A 19,683-nucleotide genomic window follows, 5' to 3' on the forward strand; every position below is an offset into this window, starting at 1 on the left:
GCCGCGGCGCACCCGGGCGTGCGCGGCGTGGAACGTGGGGATCGCCCTGCTGCCCGCCGCGCGCGGGCGCGGTGCGGGCGCGCGCGTGTTGCGGTTGCTTACCGGCCATCTCTTCGCCACCACTGACCTTGACCGAGTAGAGGCGGCCACCGACGTCGACAACGTTGTCGCGCGGCGCGCGTTGCTCGCGGCGGGTTTCCTGTCCGAGGGCGTGGTGCGCGGCGCCCAGCTGCGCGGCGGGGCGCGGCGGGACCTGGCGCTGTTCGGCGTGCTGCGTTCCGACCGCCCCTGACCAGGCGTGTTACCGGCAGTCACAGAAAAATCCGCTTGGCCTCTAGCCGGGTCTGTCCACCAGCCCTTAACCTCTGCCCATGGGCGCGCAACTCACCGGTAACAACACTGACTACGACGTGGTCGTGGTCGGCTCGGGCTTCGGCGGCAGTGTCGCCGCTCTCCGACTGACTGAGAAGGGCTACCGCGTGGCGGTAGTCGAGGCCGGCCGTCGGTTCGCCGACGATGAGTTCGCGAAGACCTCATGGGACATGCGCAAGTACCTGTGGGCGCCCCAGTTCGGCTGCTTCGGCATCCAGCGCATCCACCTGCTCAAGGACGTCCTCATCCTCGCGGGCGCGGGGGTCGGCGGCGGCTCGCTGGTGTACGCGAACACGCTCTACCGGCCGCTCAAGCCGTTCTACCAGGACAAGCAGTGGGCGCACATCACCGACTGGGAGTCCGAACTCGCCCCGCACTACGACCAGGCGTCGCGGATGCTCGGGGTCGTCACGAACCCGACCACCACGCCCTCGGACGAGGTCATGCAGAAGGTCGCCGCCGACATGGGCGTCGCCGACACCTACCGCCCGACCCCGGTCGGGGTGTTCTTCGGCGAGCCGGGCAAGAAGGTCGCCGACCCCTACTTCGGCGGCGCTGGCCCCGAGCGCACCGGCTGCACCGAATGCGGCGCCTGCATGACCGGGTGCCGGGTCGGCGCCAAGAACACGCTGGTCAAGAACTACCTGCACCTCGCTGAGCAGGGCGGCGCGAAGGTCATCCCGCTGACCACGGTGACCGCGCTGCGCCCGCGCGGCGACGGCTCTTACGAGTTGGACCTGCGCAAGACCGGCACCACGTCCAAGCTGTTCCGCACCACCATCACCGCGGGCCAGGTGGTGCTGGCCGCGGGCACGTGGGGCACGCAGAACCTGCTGCACAAGATGCGCGACACCGGCGCCCTGCCGAAGCTGTCGCCGAAGCTGGGCGAGCTGACCAGGACCAACTCCGAGGCGATCATCGGCTCCGGCAGGCCCAAGGTCGACCCCGAGCGCGACTACAGCCGCGGCGTGGCGATCACGTCCTCGATCCACCCGGACGAGAACACCCACATCGAGCCGGTGCGCTACGGCAAGGGCAGCAACGCGATGAGCATGCTGCAGACCCTGGCCACCGACGCCCGCACAAGCGTGCCGCGGTTCGTGCAGGTGCTGCGGTTCCTCGCCAAGCACCCGATCCGCACGCTCAGCCTGCTCCAGGGCTACCGGTGGAGCGAGCGGACCGTGATCCTGCTGGTGATGCAGAGCCTGGACAACTCGATCACGACCTACACCAAGCGCGGCCTGTTCGGACGGCGCAAGTACACCTCCAAGCAGGGCCACGGCGAGCCCAACCCGACCTTCATCCCCGCCGGGTACGAGGCCAACCAGCTGACCGCCAAGCACATCGACGGCATCGCGGGCGGCACCTGGAACGAGATGGTCAACATCCCGCTCACCGCGCACTTCCTGGGCGGCTGCGCGATCGGCGCGAGCGCCGACGAGGGCGTCATCGACCCCTACCACCGCGTCTACAACTACCCCGGCGTCTCCGTGGTCGACGGCGCCGCCGTCTCCGCCAACCTCGGCGTCAACCCGTCGCTGACGATCACCGCCCAGGCCGAGCGCGCCTTCTCCCTCTGGCCGAACAAGGGCGAGGTCGACCCGCGCCCCGCCCAGGGCTCTGGCTACCAGCGGGTCAACCCGGTCGAGCCAGCCGCGCCCGCGGTCCCCGCGCACGCCCCCGGCGCCCTCCGCCTGCCCGTCGTGGAGATCCGGGTGAACGGAAAGCCCGCCTCAACCCGCAGCTGACCAGCGGAAACCCGTTCAAGATCGCGAGTTGTCCACAGGCTGCCGGAGACCCCTGTACCGCGGGGTTCTCCGGTGGCACTGTGGATTACGTGACAAACGCGTTCGCCTCCAGCGCCGACCTTGAGCGCAGACCGGAGACGTTCACCGCCGTGGCGGAGGGCGTCTACGCCCTCACCGCCGAGGGCGACCCCAACGTGGGCGCCATCGAGGGCGAGGACTTCCTGGTCTGCTTCGAGGCCAGGGCGACCCCGGTCGCCGCCCGGCGCTGGCTGGCGCGGCTGCGCGAGCGAACCGACAAACCGGTCCGCTACCTCGTGCTGAGCCACTACCACGCGGTCCGCGTGCTGGGTGCCAGCGCGTTCGACGCACGGGAGATCGTCACCCACGAGGCCACCCGCACGCTCATCGCCGAGCGCGGAGCGGCGGACTGGGCCAGCGAGTTCGCCCGCATGCCCCGCCTCTTCGAGGAGCCGGAAAGCATCCCCGGCCTCACTTGGCCCACCCTGACCTTCACCGACCGCATGACCATCCCCCTCGGCGGCGACCACGGCGACCTGGTCCTCGCCTACTGCGGCCGCGGCCACACCGCGGGCGACATCGTGGCCTGGCTCCCCACCCACAAAATCCTCTTCGCTGGCGACCTGGTCGAATGCCAATCCGCCCTCTACACCGGCGACGCCTTCCACGACGACTGGGCAACCTCCACTTTGGACACGGTGGCCGCCTTCGAAGCCGAAACCCTCATCGGCGGCCGCGGCCCCATCGCCCACGGCCGCGCCCAGATGGCGGCGGCCATCACCCAAAGCAGGCACTTCCTCAACCAACTACGCGACACCGTCGCCCACATCCACAACTGCGGCGGCTCAGTCCGCCAAGCCTTCCAAGCCGCCCACGCGGCCCTGTCCCCCCGCTACGGCCACTGGCCCATCTTCACCCACTGCCTCCCCTTCAACGTCCAGCGCTACTGGGACGAACTCGCAGGCCAAGACTGGCCCCACATCTGGACCCCAGAACGCGACCGCGAGGTCTGGGCAAACCTCCAGGCCCCCCAATGACCACCCCCACCTGCACTCCCGCTGCCGTCGTCGGTGCCAACACGGACTTCTCCACCACCGGCACTGATTTCGCAGCTGCCGCCAGCGGCCCTGCCGTCGCTGCCCCTAGCTCCGCTGTCCCTGGCACCCGCCTTGCCGTTGCCCCGGCCACCACCACCCTTCGGCCCAGCGACTGCGCCGGGTGTCTTCACTTCGTTCAGTCCCGCCGCTGTCGCCACGGCCGCTGGCCGCGCCGCCGCTGGGGCCGCGTTGTCTCAGGCTCTGGCTTCGATCCCGCCGCCAGCCCCGATGTCGTTGTCTCTGCCTGCGCCACCGCCGCCACCGGTGTCGTCGCTGGCTCCTGCTTTGACCACGCTGTCTCCGGTCCCGCTGCCATCACCGCCGCCACCGTGCCCGGTTCCGCCGCCGCGTTCGTGCCTACCGGCGGCATCCCTGGCGGCCGGGCCACGACTGGTGCCGCCCTGTCTCGCACCCACGTCCGCTTTCGGCCGGTGCGCTCTCGGGGCGTCTTTCGTGGCGGTGACCGCCAAGCCGGGGCGAACGGGCAGAGACGGCGTGTTCCGGGGCTTCGGCTGTCCGGACTCGCTTCGGGTAGGTGCTGTCGTGTTGTCGGGGCGCGAGGATGGGGGAGATCCGGTGAGTGAGCCTGTGGTCGTCGTCGGTGCGGGGCCGGTTGGGTTGACGGGGGCGCTTGTCCTTGCCCGCCATGGGGTTCCGAGTGTCGTCGTGGAGGCGTTGCCCGGGCGGGTTCAGGTCGGCAGCCGGGCGATCTGTGTGCAGCGGGACATTCTCGACGTGCTCGAACGCGTCGGTGTCGGGTGGCAGGTGGTCGACGCCGGGGTCACCTGGTATTCGGGGCGGATGTTCTACCGGGAGCACGAGGTGTCGGTGATGACCTTCCCCGAGCCGCCGCCCGGCCAGTTCCCGCCGTTCGTGAACACCCCGCAGAACGTCATCGAGCACCTGTTGGAGGCCCGCGTCCGCGCCGAGCCGTTGATCGACCTGCGCTACGGCAACCAGGTGGTCGGCCTGCGCCAGGACGACACCGGAGTCACCGTGGCGGTGGAGACACCGGACGGACCCGATTCGGTGCGGGGAACGCATTGCCTCGCCGCGGACGGCAGTCGCTCCACCGTGCGCAAGCTGCTGAACCTGCCGTTCCCGGGCCATTCCTTCGAGGACAAGTTCCTCATCACCGACATCCGCGCGCGCATCGAGCACCCGGTTCCCGAGCGGCGCTTCTACTTCGACCCGGTCTGGAACCCGGGCCGCCAAGTGCTGCTTCACCCGCAGCCGGACTCGGTGTGGCGCATCGACTGGCAGGTCCCCGAAGACTTCGACCTGGCGGCCGAGCGCGCCAACGGCGGCCTCGACGCCCGCGTCCGCAAGGTGATCGGCGACCTCGACTACGAACTGGTCTGGGCGTCGCTGTACCGGTTCCACCAGCGCCGGGTTCCGACCATGCGCGTCGGCCGGGTGCTGCTGGCGGGCGACGCCGCCCACCTCATGAGCCCCTTCGGCGCCCGAGGCATGAACTCCGGCCTGGCCGACGCGGAGAACGCCGCGTGGAAGATCGCCGCCACTCGGGCGGGCTGGGCGGGCCCCCACCTCCTGGACACCTACGACACCGAACGCGGCGCCGCCGCGGACGAGAACCTTCGGGTCACCGCGACCACCATGCGGTTCCTGGTTCCCAGCACTCCTGCCGAACGCGCCCACCGCCACGACGTCCTGGAACGCAGCCTCACCGATCCCGCCGCTCGCCCCGAGATCGACTCCGGCAAACTCTCCGAGCCGTTCTGGTACCTGGACTCGCCCCTCACCACCCCCGCCAGCGCGGAGGACCGGGCCGCCTTTCCTCGCGCCCCAGGTCACCCCCGCCCACCACTGCCCGGCGTCCTCTGCCCCGACGCCCGACTTCCCGACGGCACCCGCCTCCGCGCCGGCTTCGGCCCCCACTTCACCCTGCTCACCGCCCCCGACACACCCCTCACAGCCCTCCCTGACGCCGACCACATAACCACCCGCCGCCTACCCCCCGAAGTAGCTGAAACCCTGCGCCTGGGCCAAACCGGCGCCGCCCTGGTCCGCCCAGACGGCTTCCTCGCCGCGATCCTGCTCGCCCACCAACCCGCCGAAGATCGCCCAGCCCCGAACCAACCAAGCCCCGCCACCACCTCTGTCCCCAATGGACGAACAACGACAGCCGACGAACTGTCCACAAGCGACCCCCGCCAACTCAACGCCGCCCCCACAACCACTGGCGCCGACCGGCGACTGCCTTTCCACGGCATGCCGAAGGGAGACAGCGGACCTTCCTCTGGCGGCCTCGCTCAAGCAACCTCTGGAGAGGTGCCGGTCGTTGACGGGCGGTTGGCTGCGCAGGGTGTGCCGGGGGCAAGCAGCGAACCTCCAACCGGCGACCACCGCCCCACCGGCCAGGAGCAGGTGGCCGAGCAGAGGCTGGTCGCTGGCGCCGCATCCCTCAACGATGAGTTTGCCGGTACCAGCCCATTTCCCAGTGATGGCAAGCAAGTCACGGGCGGCGAACCGGTCGAGCCGGTGAGCGCGAGCGACCTGCCCGCGGGCGAGCTGGTCCGCGATGCGGGCAGTCTCCCCGTCAGCACGCCCCGCCTCGACCACACCGTGATCGCGAGCCTCCCCATCGACCGGACGACGGCGCGGCATGCATTAACCCGCGAGGAGATCGAGCGCGGTTCCCCCGCCCAGCCGCTCGATCACCGGGGGCAGCGGCTGGCTTCGGCCCTGGCCGACGAGGTCGCCGCCGCGGTGCGGCGGGCCTCGGGTTGGGTGGCGCCCTAGGTGGTTACCCCAATGTCACCAGAGGCCGCCGGGAATGGCTTTGGATAGTGGAACGGTCTCCCGGGACGGCGAGATCGAGTCCACGCGGGTGGGAGGTCCGGGGCTTGATCAGCAGAAGATCCTTTCTGCGGGCGACCGGGGTCGGGGCGGCGGCCGCCGTCGCGGCCTCGTGCACCGGGTCGCCTGGTCCGCGCGAGACACCGGGGAGCAGTGTGGCCGTGCCGTCGACAAGGAGCGCGCCGGGGGCTGCTCCGCCGGACTGGAACGGGTTGCGGGCGCGGCTCGGCGGCGGGCTGTGGCAGCCGGGGGACGCGGAGTGGGACCGGGTCCGGCGGTCGTTCAACCAGCTCTACGACGGGCGGTCGCCGGTCGCGGTGGCCGGTTGCGGAACTGTCGAGCACGTGCAGGCGTGTGTCGAGGTGGCGCGGGCCACCCACCTGCCCGTCGCGGCGCGTGGGGGCGGGCACAGCTACGCCGGGTACTCCGCGCCCGATGGCGGGGTCGTGGTGGACCTGCGGGGGATGTCGGCAGTCGAGGTGCGGCCGGACGGCACGGCCGTCGTGGGGGCCGGGGCGCGGCTGATCGACGTCTACGCGGCCCTCGCGGCGGCGGGGCGGTGCCTGCCCGCCGGGACCTGCCCGACGGTGGGGATCGCCGGGCTGACGCTGGGCGGCGGGATCGGGGTGCTCACCCGCAAGTACGGGCTGACCTGCGACCGGCTGCTGTCCGCCCAGGTCGTCACCGCCGACGGGGTGGTGCGCACGGCGTCGGAGACCAGCGAGCCCGACCTGTACTGGGCGCTGCGCGGCGGCGGCGGGGGCAACTTCGGCATCACCACGTCGTTCACGTTCGCGACCGAGCCCGCGCCCGACCTCACCCTTTTCCAACTCGGCTTCCCCGCCGGGGCCGCGCCTGCCGTCGTCGGGGCCTGGCAGGAGTGGGTGGCGGGCATGCCGGACGAGCTGTGGGCGAACGTCGGCCTCAGCGGCGGATCGCCGGTGCGGTGCGGGATGAGCGGGTGCTTCGTGGGGTCGCAGGCCGCGCTGAACCCGTTGCTGGACAAGCTGTTCGCCCGCGCCGGGGTGCGGCCCACCCGGCGGGATGTGCGGCAGCGCGGCTACCTCGACGCCATGCGGTTCTTCACCGGCTGCGCGCAGCGGCCGATCGCGCAGTGCACGCCGGAGAAGCTGCCGAGGGAGGCGTTCGTCGCCTCGTCGCGGGTGTTGCCCGAGCCGGTCCAGGACCCGGCCGCCCTGGTCGCGCTGCTCGACGGCCGCACCGACATGGAACTGCTGCTCGACCCCCTCGGCGGCGCCGTTGCCCGCGTCGACCCGGCCGCGACCGCGTTCCCGCACCGGCAGGCGCTGGCGACCGCGCAGATCTACCAGAAGACCACTGTGGACAGTCAGGCCGCGGCCGCCCGCGCCGTCGCCGAGGTGCGGGACGCGTTGGTCGGCGTCGGGGCACGCGGCGGCTACGTCAACTACATCGAGGCCGCCATGCCCGGCTGGAGCATCGCCTACTACGGCGGGAACGTCAGCCGACTCGGCGCCACCGCCCGCCGCTATGACCCGGACCGGGTGTTCACCTTCGCCCAGTCCGTCCACCGCATGTGATCACAGGTCCAGCCCCGACAACACCATCGTCTGCTCCTCGGTGAAGTCGTCCATCGCCGACCGCACGCCCTCGCGGCCCGTGCCCGAGCCCTTGACCCCGCCGTAGGGCATCTGGTCGGCCCGGAACGATGGCACGTCTCCGATGACCACGCCGCCCACCTCCAGTTCCGCCGCCGCGCGGAACGCCACCCGCAGATCGTGGGTGAACACCCCCGCCTGCAAGCCGAACTCGGTGCTGTTGGCCACCTCGAACGCCTCGTCGACCGAATCCACGACCGACACCACCAGGACCGGGCCGAACACCTCCTCGCACGACACCTTCGCCTCGGCGGGAACGTCGGCCAGGACCGTGGGGGCGACAGTCGTGCCGGAGCGGTCGCCGCCGGTCAGGACCCGGGCGCCCGCGGCGGCGGCCTCCGCGATCCAGGTCTCGACCCGCTTGGCGTTGTCCTCATCGATCAGCGGGCCCACGTCGACCGCCGGGTCGTGCGGGTCGCCAGTGCGCAGGGACTGGACCGCGGCGACCAGTCGCGGCACGAAGTCCTCGGCCACCTCGCGGTGCACGACGACGCGCTGCACCGCGATGCAGGACTGCCCGGCCTGGTAGTTGCCGAACGTCGCGATCCGCCGCGCCGCGTGGTCCAGGTCCGTCCAATCAGGACAGACGATGGCCGCGCTGTTGCTGCCCAGTTCCATCACCACGTGCTTGCGCGGCGCGGCGTCCATCAGCCCCCAGCCGACCCCGGTCGACCCGGTGAACGAGATCACCGGCAGCCGCGGGTCCTCGACCAGCGACGACATCGCCGACCCGCGCACCGGCAGCACTGAGAACGCGCCAGCGGGCAGGTCGGTCTCGGCCAGGATCTCACCGAGCAGCAGCGCGGAGAGCGGGGTCGCCGACGCCGGTTTGACGATCACCGGGGCGCCGACCGCCAGCGCGGGCGCGACCTTGTGCGCCACCAGGTTGAGCGGGAAGTTGAACGGCGCCACGGCCAGCACCGGCCCGCGCGGCCGCCGCCGGATGACCGCCAGCCTGCCCTCGCCGTTCGCGTCGGTGTCCAGGCGTTGCAGGTCGCCGACGAACCGGCGGGCCTCTTCCGCGGCGAACCGGAACGTCGACGTCGCGCGGGCGACCTCGATCTCGGCCCACTTCAGCGGCTTGCCGTTCTCCGCGGTGATCGTCTCGGCGATCTCCTCCGCCCGCGCGGCCAGCGTCGCGGACACGTGGTCCAGGGCCGCCGCGCGCAGGTGCGCGGGCGAGGACCGGAACTCCTTGGCCACGGCCGCTGCCGAAGCGACCGCGCGCTCGACCTGCTCCGGCGTCGGCGTTGAGACGGTCGCCACATCGGTGCCGTCGTAGGGATGCCGGACGTCGAAGGTGTTCGCGCTGCTCTCCGGCCTGCCCGCCACCCAGAACGGGCGGGGTTTGGCCACCACGGCGTCTTCTTCTTCGGTCATGCCTCAACCGTATGCCCGAAATGCGGCGTGGGCGCGTCCGGTTACGATGGCGGTGGCTGACCGACGATGGTGACTAGGGTTCCGCCGCGTTCGCGCGGGTCTGGTTCGAGCGTCACGGAAAACCTGCGCGACAGGTGCGCAGGCAGGCATCTCCGGGAGAGAAACCCAGGGAGGGACCGGTCGGCGCACAGTGCTGGACTGCTGTGTGCCGAGAAGGTGTCCCGTGCGGCAGCCCTCTCGCGCTCCGGCTTCCGGCGCCCACGGAAGGTGAAGGGCCCGATGACAGAACAGAACCGCCCGGTCCTCGTGGTGGACTACGGCGCGCAGTACGCCCAGTTGATCGCCCGCCGCGTGCGTGAGGCGCAGGTCTACTCCGAGGTCGTGCCGCACACCGCGACCGTCGCGGAGATCATGGCCAAAGACCCCGCCGCGATCGTGCTTTCCGGCGGCCCGGCAAGCGTCTACGCCGAGGGCGCGCCCGCCGTCGACCCGGCCCTGTTCGCGGCCGGGGTGCCGGTTTTCGGCATCTGCTACGGCTTCCAGGCGATGGCGCGGGCGCTCGGCGGCACCGTCGAGCACACCGGCACCCGCGAGTACGGCCGCACCGACCTCGGCGCTGGCGCGGGTGTCCTGCACGACGGGTTGCCGGGCCGTCACCCGGTGTGGATGAGCCACGGCGACTGCGTCACCAAGGCACCGGAAGGCTTCGCGGTCACCGCGTCGTCGGAAGGCGCGCCGGTCGCGGCGTTCGAGGACACTGAGCGTCGGTTCGCTGGCGTGCAGTACCACCCGGAGGTGGCGCACTCTCCGCACGGTCAAGAGGTCCTGCGCCGCTTCCTGCACGACATCGCCGGTATCCGTCCACAATGGACTACCGCGTCGATCGTGGACGAGCAGGTCGAGCGGATTCGCGCGCAGGTGGGCGACGGCAAGGCCATCTGCGGTCTCTCCGGTGGCGTCGACTCCGCTGTCGCGGCGGCGTTGGTGCAGCGTGCGATCGGCGACAGGCTTACCTGCGTCTTCGTAGACCACGGCCTCTTGCGCGCCGGTGAGCGCGCCCAGGTGGAGCGGGACTACGTGTCCGCGACCGGTGTCCGCCTGGTCACCGTCGACGCCCGCGAGCGCTTCATGGCCGCGCTGGCAGGCGTGACCGACCCGGAGGAGAAGCGCAAGATCATCGGCCGCGAGTTCATCCGCGTGTTCGAGCAGGCCGAACTCGACCTGCAGGCCGAGGCGGGCGAGAAGTACCGCTTCCTGGTCCAGGGCACGCTCTACCCCGACGTGGTGGAGTCCGGCGGCGGGACCGGCGCGGCGAACATCAAGAGCCACCACAACGTCGGCGGCCTGCCGGACGATCTGGAGTTCGAGCTGGTCGAGCCGCTGCGCGCGCTGTTCAAGGACGAGGTGCGCCGGGTCGGGCTGGAACTGGGCCTGCCGGAGACGATCGTGCACCGGCAGCCGTTCCCCGGCCCCGGCCTGGGCATCCGGATCATCGGCGAGGTCAACGCCGCCCGGCTGGAAATCCTGCGCGCCGCCGACGCCATCGCCCGCGAGGAGCTGACCGCGGCGGGTCTCGACCGTGACATCTGGCAGTGCCCGGTGGTCCTGCTCGCCGACGTCCGCAGTGTCGGCGTCCAGGGCGACGGCAGGACGTACGGTCACCCGGTAGTCCTGCGGCCGGTGTCCAGCGAGGACGCCATGACCGCCGACTGGACCCGGCTGCCCTACGACGTCTTGGAGCGGATCTCGACCCGGATCACCAACGAGGTCGCCGAGGTGAACCGCGTCGTCCTCGACGTGACCAGCAAGCCCCCGGGCACCATCGAGTGGGAATAGCGCGAGAACGGCCCGGTCACCGCGTGGTGACCGGGCCGTTCGACGTGAGCGGCGAAGGGAGCTACTCGCGCTTTCCCTTCCCCCGCATCGAGGACGCCAGCAGCAGCAGGCCCACCACCACGGCCCCGCCCGCGACCAGCCACCTCGGGTCCAGCATCGGCAGCCAGATCCGGCCGTCGGTCAGCACGTAGGCCGACACGAACAGGGTCGCGATCCCGGCGAACATGGTCAGGAAGTCGGGCCGCTTGCGTTCCACCTTGGTCTCGTCGTGCTCAGCCACGGCGCACCTCCACGCTTCCGGGCCCGTTGACCTCGACGTCGAGGGCCAGTGAGAGACCGCCCGCCCCATCGGGGCCGAGGTCGTTGGTCCTGGTCGCGTCGGAGCCGGGGCCGTCCACCTCCTGGCCGAGGCAGCTCACGCTGCCGATGCCCGCGGCGCAGCGCACCGTGACGTCGGCCTCGCGCGGCACGATCACGGTCACGTCGCCCACGTCCAGCCGGGCGCTGGTTTTGACGAAGCCGCTCGCGGGAAGCGCGGTGAGGTCCAGGTTGATCGAGCCGATGTCGCGCTGGTACTCGTAGCGCACCTGGTCGAGGGCGGTGGGGCGTTCGTTGATGTCGCCGATGCCCCTGGTGGAGAACCCGTCGGGCCAGACCAGTGTCAGCGCGATGCCCAGGGCGGCCAGCGGCATCGCGAGCCCGATCAGGCCGCGCCCGCCGCGGACGAACGACCCGGCGACCAAGCCGAGGCCGAGGATGGCCAGGACCAGGCCGATGACGTGCCGCGGGCTGATCCAGCCGAGGTAGGGCTCGGCCAGCACCGCCCCGCCGATGGTCAGGAACACCGCGGCCAGGGTGATCACGCCGACCCGGGACCGGTTGCGCGGCGCGGGCGGCTCCGGGTCGGGCGCGGGCCCGCCGGGCTCTGGCAGGTCCCAGGCGAACGGCGCGGCGCCGAGCGGGTCCCACGCGGGCGGGGTCGTGCGCTGCCCGTGCTCGTCGACCGGGGTCGCCATGGCCACGGTCGGGGCTTCGGCCGAGTTCGGCGCCTGGGGTGGTGTGCCCAGGTGGCCGCGGCTGCGGTGCAGCAGGAAAAGCAGGCCGAACACCACCGCGAGCCCGAGCCAGCCGCTGAGCGTGCGGTCGAAGAAGACGCCGAACGCCGGGATCAGCGCGAGGCACAGCGCGATCGTGAACGGTGTCGAGGTGGAGCTCCTGCCCTTGCCGTGCAGCGCCTCCGCCGGTGCGGCTTCGTCGCCTTCCTCGGCGAGGAACAGCCAGCCCAGCAGGTAGAACAGCAGCCCGGCCCCGCTGTAGAAGGTCGCGACCACGAACGCGACCCGCACCACCAGCGGGTCCATGCCATAGCGGTTGCCGATGGCCGCCGCGACGCCCGCGATCTTGCGGCCCCGCCGGGGCCGTCGAGGGCGGGTCGCCCAGAAGTCCTTGAGCGTGTCCTCCACGCCCAGCGCGTTGTTCATCGATGTGCCACTCACGTTTCCCAGCATCACTCCGCGGCGGGGCCGTCTGCATCGGGGAACGACCCTGACTTCCCGCTCAGGGTCGTTCCCCGATGTGGCGCGGTGGTCGCCGTGTGAGCATTCTGGTGTGGAAGCAGCAGTCGGGGAGCACCTGCCGTCGGCGGAGGCGGACATCGAGCGGGCACAGACCACAGCGGTGAGCGCGGAACGGGCACAGCCGACCCTGTACCGGCGCCGGTCCGGCCGCGCCGTCGCGGGGGTCGCGGGCGGCCTCGCCGACCACCTCGGCCTGGACGTGCTGTGGGTCCGCATCGCCTTCGCCCTGCTCGCCGCGCTCGGCGGAGCCGGGGTCGTGGCCTACGGCCTGCTGTGGATCTTCGCCCCGCAGGCGCCGGTGGACGAGTCGGCTCCGGGCATCTCCCGCAAGGAGCGCCAGCAGGCCTTCGGCCTCGTCGCGCTCGGCACCGGGCTTACCGTGGGCGCGGGAACACTGTCGGGCGCGGTAAGCGGCTGGGTCGCGGGCGCTCTTACCGTGGCACTGGTAGGCGCGGCCCTGGTGTGGCGGGAAGCCGACCAGTCGCAGCGGCGGCGGGTCACCGGCGCGGTGCTCGGCGGCGGCGGCCGGGCCGCGGTCATCCGCGTGCTCAGCGGCGCGGCGCTGGTCGCCACCGGCATCACGATCTTCCTGATCAGCAGCATCGGCCTCGACCAGGTGCAGTTCGCCCTGCTGGCGGTCCTGGCCGCTCTGGTCGGCGTGGCCGTGCTGACCGTCCCCTGGTGGCTGCGCCTTGTCCGCGATCTCGGCGAGGAGCGCCGCGCGCGCATCCGCACGGAGGAGCGCGCCGAGATCGCCGCCCACCTGCACGACTCGGTTTTGCAGACCCTCGCGCTGATCCAGAAGCAGGCTGAGGCCCCTCGCGAGGTCCTGCGGCTGGCCCGGGGCCAGGAGCGCCAGTTGCGGAGTTGGCTGTACGGCCCGTCCGGCTACGGTCGCGCCCTCCCCGATGGCCCGGCGGCCGGGGTCTTGTCCGAGGCCCTGGCCCGCGCGTCTGGCGAGGTGGAGGACACTTTCGCCATCAAGGTCCAGCATGTCGTCGTCGGCGACTGCGAGGTGGACGAGCGACTCATGGCCGTGGTGATGGCCGCGCGGGAAGCTATGGTCAACGCCGCCAAGCACGCCGGGGTAGCCGAGGTCTCGGTCTACGGTGAGGTGGAGGAGGAGAGGGTCACCGTGTTCGTCCGCGACCGGGGCAAGGGCTTCGACCCCGACACCGTGCCCCAGGACCGCCACGGCCTGGCCGACTCCATCCGAGGCCGCATGGAACGCCACGGCGGCGAGATCCGCCTGCGCACGGCCCCCGGCGACGGCACCGAAGTGCAACTGCACATGCCCCGCACGAAAGTGACCTCATGACGGAAAACACGGACGCCCACCCCACCACCCCCAAGCCCCCCGTCCGGGTCTACTTGGTGGACGACCACAGCATGTTCCGCGCGGGCGTCCGCGCCGAATTGGACACCATCACCGACGACATCGAAGTCATCGGCGAAGCGGGCACGGTCGGCGAGGCCGTTGCGGGCATCAACCACCTCAAACCGGACGTCGTCCTCCTGGACGTTCACATGCCCGACGGCGGCGGCGCGGAGGTCCTACGCCAGGCCCGCAAGTCCCAACCCGAAGTCGTCTTCCTGGCCCTCTCGGTCTCCGACGCCGCAGAAGACGTCATCGCCGTGATCCGAGCAGGTGCCCGAGGCTACGTCACCAAAACAATCTCCAGCCAAGACCTGGCCACAGCAGTCCTCCGAGTATCCGAAGGCGACGCGGTCTTCTCCCCCCGCCTAGCCGGTTTCGTCCTGGACGCTTTCGCCGACCGCCCAGGCGCAGCCCCCATCAGCGACCCGGAGTTGGACCTGCTGACCCCCCGAGAACGGGACGTCCTACGCCTCCTGGCCCGCGGTTACGCCTACAAAGAGATCGCCGCGGAACTGTTCATCTCGGTGAAAACGGTGGAAACCCACGTCAGCAGCGTCCTACGCAAAACCCAACTCTCCAACCGCTACGAACTCTCCCGCTGGGCCTCCGACCGCAGGCTTGTCTAACCACTAGGCCGCGCTAGCCGAATCAGCCGAACCAGCCTGCCCGACCGCACCCGGCCACCCCCGCCCGCCAGGCCCACCACCCCCGCCAACTGCCCGATGAGAACGGACCAGCGAACCCAAGCTCCTGCCAGCCGCACCTTAACGCCGCCAAGTGCCCCATGCGCCAAACAGCGAACTCACGTTCCTGCCAAGCGGCACCTAACGCTGCCAGGTGCTCGATGGGGTGGAGTGGTTTCTTCGGGGGAGAAGGAAGATCGCTAAGCTGGCTCCGCGCGTGTGAGGCCGTAGGCATCCCACCCGTCTTTCACACGGCGATCTTCCTTCGTAGGAGCGTGGAAGGCGGTATCCACCCGCGCTGGTGAGTCTACCTCGCTTCGGGGTTGCCGAGCTGGCTTGACGATCTGAGGCCCGGTTTGGCTCGGGTCAGGTATGTCGCGCTCCGAGGCCCCGGCAAGAGGCGCGGAGACGGCTCCAGCCGAGCCTCTGAGGCGCTCGAAGCCCGCGCGCGGCCAGCCCCCAAAGTGGGTCTCCCACCAAGAACCGCTGCCCCTGTGTGTGTCGCGGATGAGGCATCGCTGCACCAGATGGTCGGCTTGCCGAGAGGTGTGGCGGCGCGGCTGCGTCATCTACTGGTGTTCGTTCGGTTAGGCGAAGTCTCGCTCTGTTCCTTGCTCGGGTGGCAACTACACGCCCCTTGATAACCGCGCGCAGATTCTGGATCTGTGCGTGCGTGCACCAAGAGCACAAGTAGTCCCCGACACGAAAGATAAAGATTGCTGTGGACAACACCGATGCGCCAGCGGCCTCGACCGATGACCCTGACAACGATGGCGGGAGCCGTGCACGACTAGCTCTCACCGCGACAGAGGGAGCTGCCCTCGTCCTCACATGGACGAGTGACAGCCCGACCGCCCGGGTGACGGCCGGGCTGCTCGCATGGCTCTGCCGGTACCTACTCTCTCCGTAGGTCGACAAGACCGGAACACGAGATCGCCATCAGCCAGGAGGAGGCCCGTGCCGGAGGTTGTCTTCAGGCACGGGCCTTTTGGGCCGTTCACTTGGTGCTTCGGCCCTGTCACCCCGCCCTGTGACCGGCTTGAGGGTTCGGAAACGCACTGGCCGTAACCGCTTTTACCGCCCCACAGGCTCAGGAGGGTGAATACCCCGTCTTGGTGGTGTAACTGCTTACAGGGCGCGGCACGCATCGCCGATCACGATACGGTTAAGCGGTAGGGGCGTCACCTTCAGTTGGTAGTTGGTTGAGGAGTTCGGCGGCCTCGTTGATGAGGCAGACCGTGAACAGGTCGCGCCCTTCCTGTGGCAGCCGGGCGATGGTTCGGGCGAGCCCGTCGCGGCGGGCGGGCGTTGGTACGAGCCACCAGACCCTGGGAAAGATGCCGTGGCGCTGCTGTTCCTGGCCGCTGCGCCAGTACGCCAGGTAGACGGCCAGCTTGCGGGTGATGGTTGGCAGGCTCTCGGTGTCGAGATCCAGCTCGATGAACGCCCGGATCTCGTAGTCGCCCACGTCCAGACGCGCGTAGGCGTCGGGTTTGAGGGTGACAACCTGACCGGCGACGCCGCTGAACCGGCGCCAACAGCGCGGCTCGGCGGTGAACTCACGCAGGCTATCCGGCCCGGCCGCCGCTCGTTCGGCCAGTTCTACCCACAGTTCGGTGACGGCCAAGGTGTGCGTGACGAAGGCCGGTTTGGTCTCGGCCACGCGGCGGTGCCGCCTCGGTGGCTGGTCTAGATCGAGAACGGCCTGGCCGAGTCCGCTCAGGCCGTAAACGAAGCCCTGGCTGCCGGCACGGACGCCGCCGATGCGGCGGCGCAGCCGCACGACGAGCTGTTGAGCGGTCAGTCGCTGCATAACGCCGCGGGTCTTGCGGGTGCGGGTGGCGAGGGGGCCGTCCGAGAAGTGCAGCCGCCGGAGCTGCTGGCCGGTGGCCAGCCGCGCCGTGCGCAGCGAAGCCAGAATGGCCAGATCGCGGGAGCTGAGCCGACCAGCCAGCCAGCGGGCGCGTCCTCGGCCGCTCATTGGGTACCACCATGAGCGCCAGAGCGTCGGGGGCGTCTATCCGTGGTTTGTGCAGGTCGGGGCGCTGTGCGTCTGAGCCGACTGGCCCGGCGACCGGCGACTGCTCGGAGTGGGTGCGAGCGGTTCATGGGCGCTTCCGCCGGGCGCCGACGGGCGTATCCGGGGGAGCCTGACCAGCCCACCGGGCCAGCAGGGCCGCGTCGATGGCGGTCGGGTCTTGGCCGAACCGCCCGGCACTGCCCCGGCGCACCGCGGCCGGGTTCAGTGTTGGCGCGGGCAGCGGCGCGGTGGCGATCTCGAACGCCCGACTGGGGGTGCCGTCGACCAGCACCCGCGCGACGGCGTGGTACGCCGGGAGCTGTTCCAGGGCCTCAGCTGTCACGGGTGTACCGAGCATGCGGGCCAGGGCCCGGCCATCGCCGGAGGCGGCCCGCAGCGTGACACGACTACCGACATTGGCTAGCACGGCGGCCTTAAGATCATCGTCGAGCTGTCCGAGATGTTGGTGCGCCACCGTGATGGGCACGTTGGCCCCGCGACTGCGGGCGAGCACGTCGGCGAAGTCGAGCCCAGCCGTGAACCGCTGCCACTCGTCGATCACCACGGGCACCAGGGGCCGCTCGCGGGCGGGCAAGCTGGTTTGGCGTTGGATCGCCTCCCAGAGTTGGCCCAGCAGTAAGCCGCCCATCAGGTCGGCCGTTTCCGCGCCGATCACGCCCGCGTTGAGGTTGACCAACAGCACGGTCGGCCGGGTGAAGATCGCGGACAGGTCGAAGCGGGGCCGGGCCTGACCGAGCAGATGCCGCAGCGCGGGCCGCGAGGTCCAGGGACGCAGCTTGTTGCCGATGGGCGCTACGACTTGGCCGCGCTCGGCATCTGACAGGTTGTCGAACCAGGCCAGCCACGGGCCGATGACCAGCGGATCACTGACCTTGGCGGCCGCCTGGCGGCGAAAGACCGGGTTCGTCAGCAGCACCGGCACATCGGTCAGAGCGCCGTCGTCCAGGCGGGCCGCCATGATCAGGGCGTGCAACAGCACGTCGGCGCTGCGGGGGCCGATGGCGCTACCGAAGACCGAGCGCATGAGGCCCAGCACGCTGTCGGCGCGGCGCTCGGCGTCATCGTGGTCGCCCGCCAGGGGGTTGATGCCGATGACCGGTCCAATCGCGCCGGGGTCGATCACCGCCACATCGCCCAGCCGCTGTTGCGGCAGCCGCGCCACCACGTCGTTCACCAAGTCGCCCTTGGGCTCGATCACGACCACGCTGCGCCCGGCGGCGGCCTCGCTCAAGATCCAGTGAGCCAGCAGCGTGGACTTGCCGGTGTTGGTCGGCCCGATCAGGTGGCAGTGGGCGGCGTAGCTGGGCGGTGGCATTCCCATGACAACGCCATGCGTCGCCGGGTGGACGCTGCGCCCCAGGGGGCGGGCATCCGGGTGGTCTCCCAGCAGTCCGGCCGGAGGCGGCGCGAACCCACTCGGTAGGCCGGGGGCGTCCAGATCGGCCAGGCACCAGCCGACGAGAGCGGCCAGTTCTGCGGCGTTGGTGACGCCGGACCAACTTCGTGTGCCGCTCATGACGTGGTGAAGTTGGTGAGCCGTGCGGCTCGACGGCGGGGTGGCGTACAGCCGGGCGCGCGCCCCGCTCACCAAGGCCAGCGCCGATACGGCCGGACGGAGCAGTTCACCGCCCCGGCGTGGGTCAGCGGTGACAGCCCCGACTCGACCGCGGACGCCGAACAGGGGTTCGCCCACCTTGCGTTTCCAAGCCCCGCGCTCCTCGCTGTCCGGTGGCCGCGGTGTGGTGAAGCCGAGCAGGTCAAGCGGGGTTTGACGGGGCGGCACACCGGACGGCCGGTAGCTGGGCCCGACGACCCACTGCACCACCACGGCCTCACTGTGGTGCAGGTGCTCCCGGACGCTGAGCAGCCCGGCCGTCACCCCGGAAGCCACATCCAGCCGCAGCGGGAAAGCCATACTGGTGGTCCGAAGCTCGCGCGCTGTAGTAGGCGCAGGCCGCTGCGGCGCTTCCACGGGCGCAAGCGCCAGATCCGGCAGCTGCGCGCTCAGTTCAGTCGGCAGCGTCCGGGCGATGATGGGTTCGGTTCCCACCAGCCAGCGCACCCGGTCGGCCGACAGCCACAGTTCAAAAACGACGGTGGGCTGCAACCGCCACAGCCCCTGGCGGGGCCGGTTGGCCAGCACTCGGATCATGCTGGTGATGTCGCCTAGGTCGGTCCTGCGGGGTGGGAAGGCCTCAAACCAGCATGTCTCAGGCATGACGAGGCTTCCGACTGGCTGCGTGACCCGGCCCGTCAGCTCCGTCCGCCGCGGGCGCCTGCGCCGAGCCGGCATCCAACGACACGTCACACGGCACTTCGTTGCCCCAGGCGTGCCAGCCCGGCCGCGTGCGCCGCGCGAACAGCTCCAGGTACGGGCCTGGTGAGCAGCGCTCGATTATGGCGTACTGCTCTTCCGGCTTGTGGCTGTGCTCTTGGAGTGGGGCGTAGAACCAACTGCCCTGGCTGCGGAACTGAATCGGGGCGTGGCCCCGCACGCCGAGCAGCAGATGTTCGGTCTGGTTGCGTAGGTAGTGCCCCAGTCGGAAGTAGGGCTTGATCCAGGTGAGGCAGCTTTTGTAGGTGAACCCCCACGCCTCCATGACGGTGACCTGCTCGCGCCAGTCATGATTCGTCACCCACAGCCACAGGTGCGCATCCGGCGCCGCCAAGCGATCCACGCGGAGAGCGCGGATGTCAGCGAGTGGCATGAGGGGGTAGTGGTGGCTGGCCCCACGTCTGCCGCTTTGGCTGGGCAAACCCCAGGGCGGATCGGCCAGAATCGTTCGGTAAGGCTGAAGAGTCATCGGTTCAACGCCTGCTCTTCCAACAGACTCTGCCACCACTCGCGCCGCAGACTCTCAATCAGAGCCTGGTGTTCCCGCGCGCGCTGGGCTCGTTCGTAATCCTCGATCTTGCCGACCATCTGCTTCCTCGTTCGTCTTGACACATGACGCCTCCTTCTTGATTTCCTGATCTTCGAATAGGTGAACGTGCGGCTTGAGCCGCCTAGGGCCGCCGGGTAGCCGCGCGCCAGAGCGCCGCCAGAATGACGCCCAGCAGCAGCACGGGCACGAGCGCCTGGGCCACTGGCTGAAG

The 19,683-nt window shown here is 70.5% G+C and carries 14 protein-coding genes and 1 pseudogene; 8 read left to right on the forward strand and 7 right to left on the reverse strand.

Features of this window, described 5'->3' with window-relative positions; all coding sequences use genetic code 11:
- Positions 1–28 precede the first annotated feature (28 nt).
- The 5 genes and pseudogenes from ACZ6SD_RS13975 to ACZ6SD_RS13995 all read left to right on the forward strand — a co-directional run.
- Positions 29–292, forward strand: a pseudogene (locus tag ACZ6SD_RS13975) (GNAT family N-acetyltransferase); the annotation flags it as partial.
- 79 nt (positions 293–371) lie between these two features.
- Entirely contained in the window at positions 372–2,120 is a 1,749-nt protein-coding gene (locus tag ACZ6SD_RS13980) for an FAD-dependent oxidoreductase (protein ID WP_465317316.1), read from the forward strand.
- Between the two features lie 89 nt (positions 2,121–2,209).
- On the forward strand, positions 2,210–3,175 hold the full coding sequence (locus ACZ6SD_RS13985) for an MBL fold metallo-hydrolase (RefSeq protein WP_465317317.1): 966 nt from the start codon (positions 2,210–2,212) through the stop codon (positions 3,173–3,175).
- A 288-nt stretch (positions 3,176–3,463) separates the two neighbouring features.
- The gene (locus ACZ6SD_RS13990) at positions 3,464–5,998 is read left to right on the forward strand and encodes an FAD-dependent monooxygenase (RefSeq protein ID WP_465317318.1); all 2,535 of its coding nucleotides are present in this window, start codon (positions 3,464–3,466) and stop codon (positions 5,996–5,998) included.
- 107 nt (positions 5,999–6,105) lie between these two features.
- Positions 6,106–7,614, forward strand: a complete 1,509-nt coding sequence (locus ACZ6SD_RS13995) for an FAD-binding oxidoreductase (RefSeq protein ID WP_465317430.1) — start codon at positions 6,106–6,108, stop codon at positions 7,612–7,614.
- Here the strand turns inward: ACZ6SD_RS13995 and ACZ6SD_RS14000 are convergent, their stop codons facing one another.
- Positions 7,615–9,072 (reverse strand): aldehyde dehydrogenase family protein, encoded by a 1,458-nt coding sequence (locus ACZ6SD_RS14000; protein WP_465317319.1) that lies wholly within the window; start codon positions 9,070–9,072, stop codon positions 7,615–7,617.
- A 279-nt stretch (positions 9,073–9,351) separates the two neighbouring features.
- Here ACZ6SD_RS14000 and guaA point away from each other — a divergent pair, with 279 nt between their 5' ends.
- A complete protein-coding gene (gene guaA / locus ACZ6SD_RS14005) occupies positions 9,352–10,908 on the forward strand; it encodes a glutamine-hydrolyzing GMP synthase (RefSeq protein ID WP_465317320.1) in 1,557 nt (518 codons plus the stop codon).
- A 61-nt stretch (positions 10,909–10,969) separates the two neighbouring features.
- Here the strand turns inward: guaA and ACZ6SD_RS14010 are convergent, their stop codons facing one another.
- Together ACZ6SD_RS14010 and ACZ6SD_RS14015 are read right to left on the reverse strand one after the other, a co-directional pair.
- Positions 10,970–11,188 carry a hypothetical protein gene (locus ACZ6SD_RS14010; protein ID WP_465317431.1) on the reverse strand — a complete coding sequence of 73 codons (219 nt, stop codon included), beginning with the start codon at positions 11,186–11,188 and terminating at the stop codon, positions 10,970–10,972.
- Complete coding sequence (locus ACZ6SD_RS14015) at positions 11,181–12,404, reverse strand: PspC domain-containing protein (RefSeq protein ID WP_465317321.1); 1,224 nt, start codon at positions 12,402–12,404, stop codon at positions 11,181–11,183. Before ACZ6SD_RS14015 ends, ACZ6SD_RS14010 begins: the two co-directional genes overlap by 8 nt.
- 112 nt (positions 12,405–12,516) lie before the next feature.
- Here ACZ6SD_RS14015 and ACZ6SD_RS14020 point away from each other — a divergent pair, with 112 nt between their 5' ends.
- Together ACZ6SD_RS14020 and ACZ6SD_RS14025 are read left to right on the forward strand one after the other, a co-directional pair.
- Positions 12,517–13,803, forward strand: coding sequence for a PspC domain-containing protein (locus tag ACZ6SD_RS14020; protein ID WP_465317322.1), 1,287 nt, complete (start codon positions 12,517–12,519; stop codon positions 13,801–13,803).
- Positions 13,800–14,489: a response regulator gene (locus ACZ6SD_RS14025; RefSeq protein ID WP_465317323.1), complete on the forward strand. Its 690-nt coding sequence runs from the start codon at positions 13,800–13,802 to the stop codon at positions 14,487–14,489. Before ACZ6SD_RS14020 ends, ACZ6SD_RS14025 begins: the two co-directional genes overlap by 4 nt.
- Positions 14,490–15,711: 1,222 nt before the next feature.
- Here the strand turns inward: ACZ6SD_RS14025 and ACZ6SD_RS14030 are convergent.
- The 4 genes from ACZ6SD_RS14030 to ACZ6SD_RS14045 all read right to left on the reverse strand — a co-directional run bounded on the left by ACZ6SD_RS14030 (position 15,712) and on the right by ACZ6SD_RS14045 (position 19,510).
- Entirely contained in the window at positions 15,712–16,527 is an 816-nt protein-coding gene (locus ACZ6SD_RS14030) for a replication-relaxation family protein (RefSeq protein WP_465317324.1), read from the reverse strand.
- A gap of 124 nt (positions 16,528–16,651) precedes the next feature.
- Entirely contained in the window at positions 16,652–18,805 is a 2,154-nt protein-coding gene (locus ACZ6SD_RS14035; protein ID WP_465317325.1) for a type IV secretory system conjugative DNA transfer family protein, read from the reverse strand.
- Positions 18,798–19,391: an MT-A70 family methyltransferase gene (locus ACZ6SD_RS14040; RefSeq protein ID WP_465317326.1), complete on the reverse strand. Its 594-nt coding sequence runs from the start codon at positions 19,389–19,391 to the stop codon at positions 18,798–18,800. The genes ACZ6SD_RS14035 and ACZ6SD_RS14040 overlap by 8 nt, the downstream gene beginning before the upstream one ends.
- Entirely contained in the window at positions 19,388–19,510 is a 123-nt protein-coding gene (locus ACZ6SD_RS14045) for a hypothetical protein (protein ID WP_465317327.1), read from the reverse strand. The genes ACZ6SD_RS14040 and ACZ6SD_RS14045 overlap by 4 nt, the downstream gene beginning before the upstream one ends.
- Between the last annotated feature and the right edge of the window lie 173 nt (positions 19,511–19,683).

Source organism: Actinokineospora sp. NPDC051303 (assembly GCF_055586285.1).